Raw genomic sequence first — 13,682 nt, 5'->3', positions numbered from 1 at the left:
GGACCGCTGCCGTGATCAGCACTACCTCCCTTCTCCTAACCAGGGAGACCGAGCTCGAACCACACCGCCTTGCCCCGGTTGCCGTGACGCGTGCCCCAGCGCTTGGAGGCATGGGCGACGAGCTGCAGGCCGCGCCCGCCCTCGTCGTCGGGTTCGGCGCTCCGCGCCAGCGGCGGATCGGGCAGCGGATCGGACACCTCGACGAGCAGCGCGTCGGCGCGGATGCGCTGGATGCGCACCCCGATGGGGCCGCTCGCGTAGCGCATGGCGTTGGTGACGAGTTCACTGACGAGCAGTACGGTCACGTCGCTCACCGCGTTCAGGCCCCACTCGTTCAGCGTCGAGCGGACCAGGGACCGCGCCTTGCGCACGGAGCCCGGTTCGGCCGGGAAGCTCCATTCGGCCGCCCGGTCCTCCGACAGGGGGCGTGCGGCAGGCGGAGCCGGGTCGAAGGCCCCTGCGCTGTCGCTCACGCCGACCACTTCCAGACCGCTGGCAGATCCCATGGCAGACCACGCTGTTCGATCTGTCCGAATACCGGGGGGATGTTCGGAACACCAGGGCGTGTTTCGAAGCACGCCCTGGAAGGCACATACCCGCTATCGAAGCCCGGCTATCGCGACATTCGGCGCACTGTGCCACGAAAGGCACAAGATGCGGGTGCTACGCCCCGCCTACCGGGCGCTCCGGCGTCCGGGGCTTCCCCGGCGCGCGGCCGGACAGCTCACGGACGGCCTCCCCGACCGCCGGACGGTCCTGGTCGAGCCAGTCGACCTCGTCGGCGCGGTCGGCGGTGAGCCAGCGCACCGCGTCGTGGTCCTGGAGCGGGCGGGGTTCACCGGCGACCAGCCGAACGGTCCACACCCGGAGCACATAACCCGGCGTCAGCGGCCACTCCCCGGGGATCCGGGCGAGCGGCTCGGTCTCGATGCCGAGCTCCTCCCGCAGTTCGCGGACGAGCGCGGCCTCCGGAGCCTCTCCGGGCTCCACCTTGCCGCCGGGCAGCTCCCAGCGGCCGGCCAGCGCGGGCGGCGCGCTGCGGCGGGCAGCCAGCAGCCGCCCGCCGTGCAGTACCGCTCCGGCGACCACGATCGTCGTCCCGTCGTCCGTCACGCGCCAAACCCTACGGCGCGAAGGCGACTTAGGGCGTGTTTCGAAAGTCCCGCCCGGGCCGTGCGGCCCGGCGACGCGACACGGCCCGCACGGGACCGCGCGACCATCGGGCACTCATGGCGCACGGACCCCTTACGACGAGGCCCGGCGGCCGGCCCGCTCGACCAGGTACAGCTGCTTGTGGCCGCCCGCCTCCAGCCGGTCGGCGACCCGCTGGGCCTCGGCGCGCGTGGCGTAGCGACCGACACGGTACTGGTTGCCGTTGTCGTCCTGACGTATGACGATCCACGGCAGTACGGCACCGTTGTCGGTCATCGCCGCGCCTCCCGCGCCGGGCCCTGCGCACCCGAGCCCTGCGCACCCGTGCACAGCGCCACGACCTCTGTGGAAACCCCAGTCCGCATATGCCCGAGCGTACGCCCGACCCTTACGCACCGGATACGGGTTTTCACAAAGAGGTCATCATCCGGCCACGCGTTCGAGGTCGGACTTCTCGCGGCCGTCGGCGGTCTCGCCTTCCGCCACGGCCATCTCGGCCCGGACGTCGGCCAGGGACGGGTTCGGCCAGGCGCTGCGGACGCCCCAGGCGTAGAAGGCGAGCCCGATCAGGGCCACGACCAGGATGTCCCAGCCCTCCGGCAGGTAGCCCCGGCCGCCGAACTCCTTGCCGCCGGCCCACGAGACGAAGGCCATGACCAGCAGGTAGGTGACCATCCAGGCGCCGGCCTTGAGGTGCGGCTTCAGCTCGGCCCACGGCTTGCGCAGCTCGTACCAGGCCCAGATCGGCAGACCGATCGCCATGATGAAGATGACCTTGCCGGTCAGCGGCCAGCGGGCCCAGTACATGACCAGCGAGCCGAAGATCATCGCGATGGGCGCGATGACCGGCATGGCACGCAGCTTCACCGGCCGCGGCAGCTCGGGGGCGAGCCGGCGCAGCGCCATCACGGCGACCGGGCCGGTGATGTAGGAGATCACGGTGGCGACACCGACGATCTCGGCGATCGAGCCCCAGCCACGGAAGACGGCGAGGAAGACGAAGGCCACGACCAGGTTGAGCAGCAGCGCCGGCTTCGGGACACCGGTCTTCGGGTCGACCTTGCCGAAGACACCCGGCAGGTGGCCGTTCTCCTGGACGCCGTGGATCATGCGCGAGGTGGTGGCCGCGTAGATCATGCCGGTGCCGGACGGGGAGACGAACGCGTCCGCGTAGAGCAGCAGCGCCAGCCAGTTCATGCCCCAGGCGATGGCGAGGTCGGCGAGCGGGGAGTTGAAGGCGAGTCCGCTCCAGCCGTTGCCGGCGGCGAGCTTCTCGGCCGGGACGGCCATCAGGAACGCGACCTGCAGGGCCAGGTAGATGACCAGGGCGATCAGGATCGAGCCGATCACGGCCTTGGGCAGCGACTTGCCGGGGTTGCGGGCCTCGGCGGCCATGTTCAGCGGCGACTGGAAGCCGTTGAAGGCCCAGACGATGCCGGAGACGGCGACGGCACTGAAGACCGCGCTCCAGCCGTTCGGCGTGAAGCCGCCGTGGCTGGTGACGTTGCTCGTGTCGAAGTGGGCGAACATCAGCGCGCCCGCCGTCAGGACCGGCACCACGACCTTGAAGACGGTGATGGCGGTGTTGGTCTTCGCGAACAGGGTGATCGCGAACCAGTTCAGGAAGAAGTAGACGAGCAGCAGCACGCTGGACGCGGCGACGCCGGTCCCGGTGAGCTCCTTGCCGTCGTACAGCCCCTGCGCCCAGGCGAAGTCCCAGGAACTCATGTACTGGATCGAGGCGGTCGCCTCGCCGGGTATGACCGAGACGATCGCGATCCAGTTGGCCCAGGCGGCGAGGTAGCCGGCGAGCGAGCCGTGCGAATACTGGCCGTAGCGGACCATGCCGCCGGCCTTCGGGAACATCGAGCCGAGCTCGGTGTAGGTGAGGGCGATGGTCAGGGCGACCACGGCGCCGATGACCCACGCGAGGATGGCGGCGGGACCGGCGAGCGCGGCGGCCCGTTCAGCACCGAAAAGCCACCCGGAACCGATGATCGACCCCAGCCCGACGGCGGTGAGGGCCACCGTGCCGAGGGATCGTCGGTAGTGGGACTGAGATCCCTGCTCCGTACTCAACGCTCCTGGTTCTCCCTTCGCCCCCCATGGACAGGACACACAAACCGACACATCGTAAAGATCAAACGGAAGATCATCATCCAGGCAGGCCCCCCACCTGGGACTCTGTGAGTTTTGACACAGAAGGACCGCCCTCCCCAAGTGGGGCGAAGCAGGCATAAGGACGGCGATGGGGTGATGTGCGGTGGTCACGGAGCCGCCCACCGGAGCCGCTCCCGCCACGACGGCGTCGCGACGGGACGGCGGGACGGGACGGCGGGACGGCAGGAGCCGGAGCGGGCCGCCCCGCAGCGGAACCGGAAGGCGTCCCGGGTGCCGGGAGGGCCCGGCACCCGGACGGACGGCGGACCGGAAGCCCCGGGCCGCTATTTCACCGGCAGGTGGTACGAGACGCGGAAGCGGTCGGCCGGCACCACGACGTCGGCCGTCTCCACCGGCCGCCCCGAGGCGAAGAACGTCCGGGCGACCACGATGACCGCATGTCCGGGGACGCCGCCGAGCGCCAGGGTCTCCTCCGCGAGCCCGGGCCGGGCGCCGATCTCCTCCAGCACGTTGTCGACGATCACGTCGATCGCGGCCATCCGCTCGACGACCCCGCGGCCGGCCAGCGGCCCCTCCTCGGGCAGCATCACGGGGGTGCGGCCGGTGACGGCCAGCGGCTCCCACGAGGTGGAGAGCATCGTCGGCTCGCCCTCCGCGCGGTAGACGTAGCGCGTGCGCATCACCCGCTCCCCCGGGGCGATGTCCAGCCGGGCCGCGATCTCCGTACTCGCCTCGGCCTGCTCGCTGCTGGACTCCCAGGTGCCGGCGACCCGGTCGTCCGCGTGCTCCTGGCGGAACGGGGTGGACTCCCCCGCCGCGCGGTAGCCGGTGCGGGCGATCCGCCGCGGAACGGGCTGCTCCCGGACGTAGGTGCCGGATCCGGAGCGGCCCTCGACGAGCCCCTCGGCCATGAGCACCTTGCGCGCCTCCAGCGCGACGGTGTCGGAGACGCCGTACTCCTCGCGGATGCGGGCCTGGGACGGGAGCCTGGTGTGCGGCGGCAGCGAGCCGTCCGCGATCTTCTGCCGCAGGTCACCGGCGACCCGCAAGTACGCAGGCTGCTCACCGAAAGGCACGGGCCCCTCCCCCATCAGGTTGACATTCTGCAACAGCGTGGCAACCCTGGGTTGTTGACGGCAAGCGCAGGCCAGAGTTTCACTCGAAGTGGTGATCTTGGTCAAGATCCCGCATGCACCGCAAGGAAGCGCGCCAGGACGGGCCGGGCGATCTGGGTCCCCCAGCCGCCCCAGTTGTAGTCGAACGCATGGTCCGCCCAGGGGATCTCCACATACCGGTGCCGCGCGCCGATCGCGGCCAGCCGGGCGTTCAGCTCGCGGGCCTGCGCCACCGGGACGAGCCGGTCGTGGCTGCCGTGCAGCAGCAGGGTCGGGGGCACATCGGCCCGGACCAGCTGGGCCGGGGACCCCAGCCGGAAGCTGTCCGGCGCCGACCGGAACGAGCCGCCCATGAAGCGGCGCACGGCCGGGTCCGCCGGATCGGCGCCGCTCGCGATCAGTCCGGCCATGTCGGTGGGCCCGTAGAACGACACCACCGCTCGCACCGAGGTGTCCCGGGCCGTGCGGCAGGAGGGGCGCGGCCTCACATCGCGGGCCGTGTAGGCGGCGGAGAGCGCCAGGTTGCCGCCGGCGGAGGTGCCCGCGAGGACGATCCGGGACGGGTCGACGCCGTAGCGGTCCGCGTGCCGGCGCACCCAGCCGATCGCGCACTTCACGTCCCCGATCTGCTGCAGCTGGGTCGCCCCGGGCGCGAGCCGGTACTCGACGTCGAACACGGCGTAGCCGCGGTCGTTGAGCCACTGGTTCCAGCGCGGGGTCTGGCTCCGGTGGCCGGACTCCCAGCCGCCGCCGTGCACCCAGACGACGGCCGGGCGGGGCCGGTGCGCGGGCCGGTCCGGCAGCCAGACGTCCATCTTCAGCCGGTGCCGGCCCACCCGCGCGTAGCCGAGGGTGCGCTCCCGGTCCGGAGTGAGGGCGTAGTTGAGCCCGCCGAACTGCCCGGCCAGGGACAGCCCTTCGCCCTGGGCGCGGGCGGTGCGCCAGGCCAGGGCGTACGGCGCGAGGGCGCAGAACAGCGCCGCGCCGGAGGTGGTGAGCGCGATCCAGGAGGCCCAGCGCACCCGGACCCGCCGCGCGGCCAGGACCCCGAGCAGCCCCAGCGCGGCCGGAAGCGCGAGCACCGGGGTGCACCACGAAGTGGCCAGCACCGACGCGGTGGCCAGCAGCGGCTGCCGGGGCAGCGGCACCAGCACCAGGACGAGCAGCAGGATCTGCACCCCGGCGAGCAGCAGCAGCGCCGTGGCGAGCAGCCATCGCACGATGCCTCGCCACAGCGCCATGACCGCCTCCTCGGCACCGCCCTCCTCGCCCCGCCCTCGCGCCGGGACCGCGGGAACCGCCGGGCCCAGACTGTCCCGGGCCGGGGCGGAGCGCCCACGCGGACTGGTCCGATCGGCGCAGCGCCCGGCTGCCGGGTGGACGGGGTGCGGAGCGGCCGACGGGCCGGCCCGGAGGGGGTGCACGGCGGTCGCCGACCGGTCAGCCGGACGGGGCGGGGTGATTGCCGACCGGTCAGCCGGAGGGGGCACAGCGGACATCCACCGGTCAGCCTGCGGGGGTTCCGGCTCCGGTTCCGGCTCCGGCGGGCGGGGTGTCCGTGCCGGTGTACGCCGTGAGCAGCAGCGCCACGTCGTCCGGCCGGTCCGGTGCCCGGCGGGCCTGCCGCACCAGCAGGTCGGCCAGGTGCTCCAGGGAGTCGGGCGGGGTGCGGGCGAGGCAGGACAGCACCGCCTCCACGCCCTGGTCGATGTCGACGCCCGGCTGTTCGACCAGCCCGTCGGTGTAGAGCGCGAGGACGGAACCGCGGGGCAGTTCCAGCTCGTTCACCGGATAGGTGGCGTCCGGGTCGACGCCCAGCAGGGTGCCGCCGGCGAGTTGCAGCTGCTCGGTGCGCCCGTCGGGATGGCGCAGCAGCGGCGGCGGGTGGCCCGCCCGGACCGCGTGGGCCCGGCCGGTGGCGGGATCGAGTTCGATGTAGCAGCAGGTGGCGAAGACCCCCGCGTCGAGGTCGGCGAGCAGCCGGTTGGTCCGGGAGAGCACCTCGACCGGTGTGCTGTCGCTGGTGGCGAAGGCGTTCACGGCGCTGCGCAGCTGGCCCATGACCGCGGCGGCGGCCACGTTGTGGCCCTCGACGTCGCCGATCACCAGGGCGACCCCGCGGCCGGTGACGATCACGTCGTACCAGTCGCCTCCGATCTCCATGCCCTGGGTGCCGGGGAGGTACCGGCCGGCCGTGCGCAGCCCCTCGACCGGGGGCAGCCGGTGCGGCAGCAGGGCGTCCTGCAGCCCGCGGGCCAGGGTGAACTCGGCGTCGTAGAGGCGGGCGCGCTCCATCGCCTGGGCGACGAGGCCGCCGAGGGCGGTCAGGGCGGCGCGTTCGTCGGCGGTGAAGGTGTGCGGTGCGTCGTAGCCGAGGATGCAGGAGCCGACCGGGTGCCCGGAGGCGATGAGCGGCAGGAACGCCCAGGCGTGCATCCGGTCCAGGGAGATGCCCGGGTAGGCGGCGGAGAGCCGGCGGGGCGACTCGAAGAAGATCGGGACGCCGGAGGTGAGGGTCTCCACGCCGGGCAGGTGGGCGTCGAGCGGTACGCCTTCGAACTCCTCCAGGAAGCCGTCCGGGTAGCCGGACTCCCAGGCCAGGTGCATCCGCCCGTCCCGGATGACGTAGAGCGCGAGTTCCTGTCCGCCGAAGGCCGGGAGCAGCTGGTCGGCGACGGCGATGCAGACCTCGCGCACGGTCACCGCCTCGGTGAGCACGCTGGCCATGTGCACCACGTGGTAGAGCGCGCCGGGCCGGCGCAGGGCGACGGGCGCGGCGACCTGGGCGTCGGGCTCCGGGAACCGGTCGTCGGGGGCCTCGTCGAGGGGCGGGGCGGTGGGGAAGACCCGGCCGGTGAGCCCGCTGGCGTCCGGGTAGAGGATGAACCCCAGCCAGCCGCCGTCGGGATGGCGGGCCAGGAACGACGCGGGTTCCTGGGAGAGCATCGCCGCCCGGTAGCGGTCCTCGTACGACGGGTCCGACAGCCAGTGGAGCACCTCCCAGGGGTGCCGTCCGAGCAGTTCCTCCCGGGAGTGGCGGAGCAGTTGCTCGCAGCGGTGGTTGGTGTAGGTGACCCGGCCGTCCTGGTCCATGGAGAAGACCCCGTCGGGCAGCCGTTCGGCGGCCTCGGCCGCGGTGGTCCCGGTGCCCGCGTCGACGACGACGCCCACCAGGCGGCGGTGGGACTCGGGCCGTTCGCGGCCGCCGACCACCCGGCCCCACATCTCCACCTGCCGGTAGCGGGGCTCGCCGGCGTCCCCGTCCAGCACCCGGAACCTGCGGGCGCGGACCCAGCCGTGCTCGGTGGCCTCCCGCCGGCTCGCCCGCAGCTCGTGGAGGTCGTCGGGGCTGACGCGGGCCTCCAGCTCGTCGAGGGTGCCGCCGAAGGTCGCCGGGTCCGCGCCCAGCACCGCGCAGGCCTCGTCGTCGGCGGTCATCGTCCCGGACCCGAGGTCCCAGTCGATCAGTCCGACGCGGACCCCGGCGACGGCGGCGGCCGGGAGCCGGACGCTGAACGGCTCCTCGTCGTACTCGATCGGGCAGTCCTGGTCCTGGAGCCGCGCCAGGTCCTCGCCCATGGCGTCGGCGGCGGTGCGCAGCCGGTCCTCGCCCGCGGCGGGGCCGTTGCCGCGGGTGCTGGACCGCATCACGATGAGGACGCCCACCACCTCGCCGTACACCAGCACGGGCAGGTAGGCGGAGGCGAACGGGTAGGGCAGGCCGACCGACATCTGCGGGAAGCGGCGCATGGTCTCGCCCTCGTCGGAGAGGTGGATGCCCTCGGCGTTGCGGTAGGCCTCCGCCGCGGGGACGGCGCCGCTGACCGGAACCCGCCACCAGGGCTTCAGCAGGGAGCGGGGGATCCCGGCGACCATGGCGAGCACGAGGGAGCGGCGGTCCCGGGAGCGCAGGTAGATGCCGCCGCCGTAGCCGCCACCGGCGCGGACGGCTTCGACCAGGGCCGGGGCCAGGGCCGAGGTCAGCGTGTTCTCGACCTGTACCTCGCAGCCGTCGTCGTCGCTGCCGGTCCGCGGCTCCCCGCCCGGCCACGGGGCTTCCTCAGCCATGTCGCGTCCTCCCGGGTACGGACGCCCGCACGTCGTATCACCAGCATGTGACACGGCGGGGTGATCGGCGCGCGGGGCGGGGCGGAGGGCCCGTGGCCGGGCCACCCCCGGGCCGCGGGACCGCGGAGGCTCCGGGCCGCGGCGTGCGACGGACGGGCAGGCGGCCGGGCCCGGCTCCGGCCCGGGCCGGGACGGACGGGGAGGCACGGTCGCGGCGCGACGGACGGGCAGGCACGGCCGGGGCGACGTAGCGTGGAAGAGGGATCGGTTCATCAGAGGTGGTCGTGATGGCTGCGAGCGCAGTGATTCAGCAGCTCCGCGGGCGTGTGGAGGGACCGGTGACCGGTCCCGGTGACGCCCGTTACGACGAGGCGCGGAGCGTCCACAACGCGATGATCGACCGGACACCGGCGGCGGTGGTCCGATGTACGGGCGCCGGTGACGTCCGGGCGGTGGTCGACGCGGCCCGGGAGAGCGGGCTCGAAATCGCCGTCCGGGGCGGCGGCCACAGCGTCCCGGGCTTCGGCACCTGCGACAACGGTCTGGTGGCGGACCTGTCCGGCATGCGGGAGGTCCGGGTCGACCCCGCCACCCGGACCGCGCGCGTCGGAGGCGGCGCGACCTGGGGCGACTTCAACGACGCCGGCTACGCGTACGGCCTCGCCACCACCGGCGGCATCATCTCCACCACCGGCGTCGGCGGGCTCACCCTGGGCGGCGGCATCGGCTATCTGGCCCGGTCGATGGGGCTGTCCTGCGACAGTCTGATCGCGGCCGAGGTGGTCACCGCCGACGGCCGGATCCTCGTCGCGAGCGAGCAGGAGAACGAGGATCTGTTCTGGGCGATCCGCGGCGGCGGCGGCAACTTCGGGGTGGTGACGTCGTTCGAGTTCCGGCTCGGCCCGGTCAAGGACGTCTACGGCGGTCCGCTCCTCTACGAGTTCGAGGACACGGCCTCCGTGCTGCGCTTCTTCCGCGACTTCATCACCACCGCGCCCCGCGAACTCGGCGCCTTCCCGGGGCTGCAGATCGCGCCGCCGCTGCCGTTCATCCCGGAGGAGCGCCAAGGCCGGGTCCACGCGATCGTGGTGACCTGCTGGACCGGTCCGATGGAGGAGGGCGAGCAGGCCGTGCGGCCGCTCCGGGACGCGGGCCGGGTGGTCGCCGAACACCTCGGGCCGATGCCGTATCCGATGCTCAACAGCGCCTTCGACGACCTGGTGCCGCCGGGCCTGCAGCACTACTGGAAGGCCAACTTCGTCACCGAGCTCACCGACGCGGCGATCGCGGCGCACGTCGAGCACGCCCCGGGGCTGCCCGCCGTCAACTCGACCGTGCACATCTACCCGATCAACGGCGCCTGCCACGACATGGCGCCGGACGCCACGGCCTTCGCCTACCGGGACGCCACCTTCGCCACCGTCATCGCCGGCATGTGGCCGGACGCGGCGGACAACGAGGCGTCCGTCGACTGGGTCCGCGACTACTACCGGGCGACCGCCCCGCACTCGGAGGGCGGCGGCTACGTCAACTTCATGGCCGACGACGACCAGGGCCGGGTCCGGGACAACTACCGGGAGAACTACGAACGGCTGGCCCGGATCAAGCAGAGTTACGACCCGGACAACCTCTTCCACCTGAACCAGAACATCAAGCCGTGACGGGTACCGGCGGGCTGTGTCCGGGGACCGCCGGGCCGTGACGCGGACGGACGAGCGGACCGTGACGGGTACCGGCGGCGGGCCGTGACGCGGACGGACGAGCAGACCGTGACGGGTGCCGGCGGCGGTTCGTGAGGCGGACCGGCGGGCCTTGACGGCCGCGCCCACGGCGGGGTGCGGGCCGGGCCGGGCCCGAGCCCACAGCGGGGTACCGGCGGCCGGCCGGTGGACTCAGAGCCGGGGAGCGGGCAGCAGGCCCAGCAAGTGGCCCATCTTCAGCCCGAGATGGAGCACCAGCCGGTCGTCGCCGACGGCGAGGCTCAGACCGGTGATCTGCTCGACCTTGTGCAGCCGGTAGTAGAGGGTCTGCCGGTGCACCGCGAGTTCGGCGGCGGACCGCTGGGCGTTGCCCGCCTCGTCCAGGTAGACCTCCAGCGTGCGGATGAGTTCGGGGTCGCCGCAGGCGAACAGCCGGTGCACCGCCGGGTCGAGGGAGGAGTCCCGCAGTTCGCTCTGCGGGATCCGCGCCAGCAGCCGGTAGACGCCGAGCCGCTCCCACTCCACGACCGGACCGGCGTGCGGCAGGAACGCCCCGATCCGGGTGGCGAGCCGCGCCTCCTGCCAGCTCGCGTGCGCCTCGCCCAGGTCGGCCCGGGGTGCCCCCAGCCCGATGAGCAGCGGCGGGCGGTCGCGGACCGCGCCGGGCGGCACGCCCGCCCCGTCCGCGATCCGGGCCGCCGCCGCACGGGCGGGACCGAGGTCCGTCACGGACTCCAGGGGCACCAGCAGAACGGCGTGATCGGCGGCGACATGGGCGAGCACCTGCCGCGGCAGTCCCCACAGCAGGGTCGCCAGGGCGTCCCGGGGGTCCCACTGCTCCGGGACCTTCGCGGCGGCCGCGTCCGGCTGCTCCCGCATGGCCGGGATGCCTCCCCGGTCCCGGGCGTACCGCGCGTCCCCACTGCCCGGTGCGTACCGCGCGTCCCCACTGCCTTGCGCGTGCCGTGCGTACCGTGCGTCACAGCCGCCCCGGCCCGTCTTGTCGAACCGCAGCGCGACGGCGGCCACCGGGGTACCGCGCGGCACGTGCCCCAGGTCGCTGATCTCCACCGCCGCCTGCTCCCGGACCTCGGGCGAGACGGAGATCAGGTCGCGCAGCCGGTAGCCCAGGTCCTCCCGCAGGTGCAGTTCGGTGGCCATCAGCGCGCCCGCCCGTGACGCCAGCGCCATCGCGCGGGGCAGCAGGGTCTCCTCGATCTCCCGGCCCTCGTCGAGCAGCCACAGGTACCCGTAGGTGATGCCCTGCCAGCGGACCGGGAGGCACAGCCGGGCCATCACCCGCGACCGGGGGTCCGCGGGGATGCGGACGGGCCCGGTGGCGGTGCTGATGCCGTAGCCCTCGAAGTGCTCGCGGATCTCGGCGGAGGACTGCCGCTGCAGGATGGACCGCTCCCGCACGGTGTCGATCGCGCCGTCGTGGGCGCAGAAGGCGATCAGGGCGAGGCTGCGCTCCTCGAGGATCGCGGGTGCTTCGAGCAGCCGTGAAACCTCGTCGACGATGTCCTGGTACTCGGGCCTCATATCCGTTCGCTCCCGGCGTCCGCGGCCCGGCTGCCTGCCCGGCCCGGGCGCCTCCGGTCGGGGCACTCGGCGGAAACTCACCGGAAAGCCGGTGGGAACCCACGGCGAACGATACCCACCACCCCGGCTCGCGGCCTTTGAGCAAATGGAGCAATCCGGGGCCGGAAGATGTGGCACTTGTCGATGGGTCCGGCTCCCGCCGCGCACCTACCTTCCCGGCAGGCCCGGTGCGACGCACGACCTGCTCCGCGGGGCCCGCCTCCCCGGCCGACCGGACTGTCGTCCCCCTTCCGGCCTGCGGAAACCCCCACTCCGGGGTGCGAACCGGCCGCTGTTCCCCCGCCCGGCATCCCCGGGCGCGCGGCCGTGAACCGGGACGCCCGCCACCCCTTCCGATGGGAGTGACCCATGACCACAGCAGGCAGAGCCGGTCCGTCCACCGGCATCTTCCGCCGCCAGCCGATCACCGGCGGCCCCGACGACGGCAAGCCGTCCGGCCTGAAGCGCACCCTGGGCCTCTGGCAGCTCACCGCGATCGGCCTCGGCGCGATCATCGGCGCCGGGATCTTCTCGCTGGCCGGGACGGTCGCCAAGGGCACCGCCGGGCCGGCCGTCAGTCTGTCGTTCATCATCGCCGGAGTCGCCAGCGCCACAGCGGCGCTGGCCTACGCCGAGTTCGCCGGGATGATCCCGCGCGCCGGGTCCGCGTACACCTACAGCTACGCCGTGCTCGGCGAGGTCGTCGCCTGGCTGATCGGCTGGGACCTGCTGCTGGAGTACACGGCGATCGTCGCGGTGGTGGCGATCGGCATCTCCGGCTACTTCTCCTTCCTCCTCGAGGGGCTGGGGGTCGACCTGCCGGCGTGGATGCTCGGCGCCCCGGGCACCGGCTCCGGCCACCGGGTCGACCTCTTCGCCGCGCTGCTCTGCCTGCTCATCGCCTGGCTGCTCAACCGGGGCATGAAGACCAGTGCGCGGATCGAGACGATCCTGGTCTTCGTGAAGATCGCGATCGTGCTGGCGGTCATCGTGGTCGGCGCGTTCCATGTGAACTCCGGCAACCTCAGCCCGTTCCTGCCGTACGGCTTCGGCGGTGTGGTGACCGGCGCGGCCACGGTCTTCTTCGCCGTCTTCGGCTACGACGCGATGAGCACCGCGGCGGAGGAGTCGAAGGACGCGCAGCGCAATCTGCCGCGGGCGATCCTGCTCTCGCTGGCCATCGCCATGGTGCTGTACCTGCTTGCCTGCGGGGTGCTGACGGGCATGCAGCCGTTCGACCGCATCGACCCGGAGAGCGCGTTCTCCTCGGCCTTCGCGGCCGTCGGCCTGCCCGGCTTCGCGGACGTCATCGCCGTCGGGGCGATCGTGGGCATCCTGACCGTGCTGTTCTCGTTCATGCTGGGCGCCTCCCGCGTCTGGTTCGCGATCAGCCGGGACGGACTGCTCCCGGCCTGGTTCGCGAAGGTGCACCCGCGCACCGAGGTGCCGCACCGGCCGACGTGGATCGTGGGCGTGGTGTCCGCGGTCATCGCGGGGTTCATGCCGATCGCGGAGGCCGCGGAGCTCACCAACATCGGCATCCTGCTCGCCTTCGTGGTGGTCTCCGCCGCGGTGATCGTCCTCCGCTACCGGTCGCCGCAGCTGCCGCGGTCGTTCCGCTGCCCGGGCATGCCGGTGGTGCCGCTCATCGGCATCGCCTTCTCGCTCTGGCTGGTCTTCCAGCTCCAGCCGACGACCTGGCTGCGTTTCCTGGTCTGGTTCCTGCTCGGCCTCGCGGTCTACGGCCTGTACGGCTACCGGCACTCGCTGCTGGGGCGGACGGCGGAGGCGGGGGCGGTTCCGGCGGAGGCGCGACCGACGGACGCGGAGTCGGTGGAGGCGGACGGGGCGGGAACGGGCCGGGCCGAGGCGGACCGGTCCACGGAGGCCGGGGAGCAGGGAGGGGAACGATGACCGCGCCCTCGCGATCCTCCCCTTCCGTCCC

Annotated in this window: 10 protein-coding genes; 2 read left to right on the top strand and 8 right to left on the bottom strand. The window is 73.1% G+C overall.

Annotated features, from left to right (window positions below):
• Positions 1–35: 35 nt before the first annotated feature.
• The 7 genes from ACFYYR_RS27690 to ACFYYR_RS27660 form a co-directional block, all read right to left on the bottom strand.
• On the bottom strand, positions 36–506 hold the full coding sequence (locus ACFYYR_RS27690; RefSeq protein WP_388859150.1) for an ATP-binding protein: 471 nt from the start codon (positions 504–506) through the stop codon (positions 36–38).
• Between the two features lie 157 nt (positions 507–663).
• A complete protein-coding gene (locus ACFYYR_RS27685; RefSeq protein ID WP_388859349.1) occupies positions 664–1,092 on the bottom strand; it encodes a (deoxy)nucleoside triphosphate pyrophosphohydrolase in 429 nt (142 codons plus the stop codon).
• A 153-nt stretch (positions 1,093–1,245) separates the two neighbouring features.
• Entirely contained in the window at positions 1,246–1,428 is a 183-nt protein-coding gene (locus tag ACFYYR_RS27680) for an SPOR domain-containing protein (protein ID WP_388859147.1), read from the bottom strand.
• A 147-nt stretch (positions 1,429–1,575) separates the two neighbouring features.
• Positions 1,576–3,231: an APC family permease gene (locus ACFYYR_RS27675; RefSeq protein ID WP_388859144.1), complete on the bottom strand. Its 1,656-nt coding sequence runs from the start codon at positions 3,229–3,231 to the stop codon at positions 1,576–1,578.
• 365 nt (positions 3,232–3,596) lie between these two features.
• Complete coding sequence (locus tag ACFYYR_RS27670; RefSeq protein ID WP_388859140.1) at positions 3,597–4,349, bottom strand: GntR family transcriptional regulator; 753 nt, start codon at positions 4,347–4,349, stop codon at positions 3,597–3,599.
• Between the two features lie 101 nt (positions 4,350–4,450).
• A complete protein-coding gene (locus ACFYYR_RS27665) occupies positions 4,451–5,629 on the bottom strand; it encodes an alpha/beta hydrolase fold domain-containing protein (protein ID WP_388859137.1) in 1,179 nt (392 codons plus the stop codon).
• 265 nt (positions 5,630–5,894) lie between these two features.
• Positions 5,895–8,456 (bottom strand): SpoIIE family protein phosphatase, encoded by a 2,562-nt coding sequence (locus ACFYYR_RS27660; RefSeq protein WP_388859134.1) that lies wholly within the window; start codon positions 8,454–8,456, stop codon positions 5,895–5,897.
• A 287-nt stretch (positions 8,457–8,743) separates the two neighbouring features.
• On the opposite strand from ACFYYR_RS27660, the gene ACFYYR_RS27655 reads away from it, so the two are divergent.
• Positions 8,744–10,117 (top strand): FAD-binding oxidoreductase, encoded by a 1,374-nt coding sequence (locus tag ACFYYR_RS27655; protein ID WP_388859131.1) that lies wholly within the window; start codon positions 8,744–8,746, stop codon positions 10,115–10,117.
• Positions 10,118–10,348: 231 nt separating this feature from the next.
• On the opposite strand, the gene ACFYYR_RS27650 is transcribed toward ACFYYR_RS27655, so the two are convergent.
• Positions 10,349–11,698, bottom strand: a complete 1,350-nt coding sequence (locus ACFYYR_RS27650; RefSeq protein WP_388859128.1) for a PucR family transcriptional regulator — start codon at positions 11,696–11,698, stop codon at positions 10,349–10,351.
• A 408-nt stretch (positions 11,699–12,106) separates the two neighbouring features.
• Here ACFYYR_RS27650 and ACFYYR_RS27645 point away from each other — a divergent pair, with 408 nt between their 5' ends.
• Positions 12,107–13,651 (top strand): amino acid permease, encoded by a 1,545-nt coding sequence (locus ACFYYR_RS27645; protein ID WP_388859125.1) that lies wholly within the window; start codon positions 12,107–12,109, stop codon positions 13,649–13,651.
• The last annotated feature ends 31 nt before the right edge of the window (positions 13,652–13,682 follow it).

Origin of the sequence: Streptomyces sp. NPDC001922, from assembly GCF_042891165.1 — a bacterium.
Taxonomy (GTDB): Bacteria; Actinomycetota; Actinomycetes; order Streptomycetales; family Streptomycetaceae; genus Streptomyces.
Note: the sequence above shows the minus strand (reverse complement) of the source record. Positions and strands in the feature narration are given on the sequence as shown.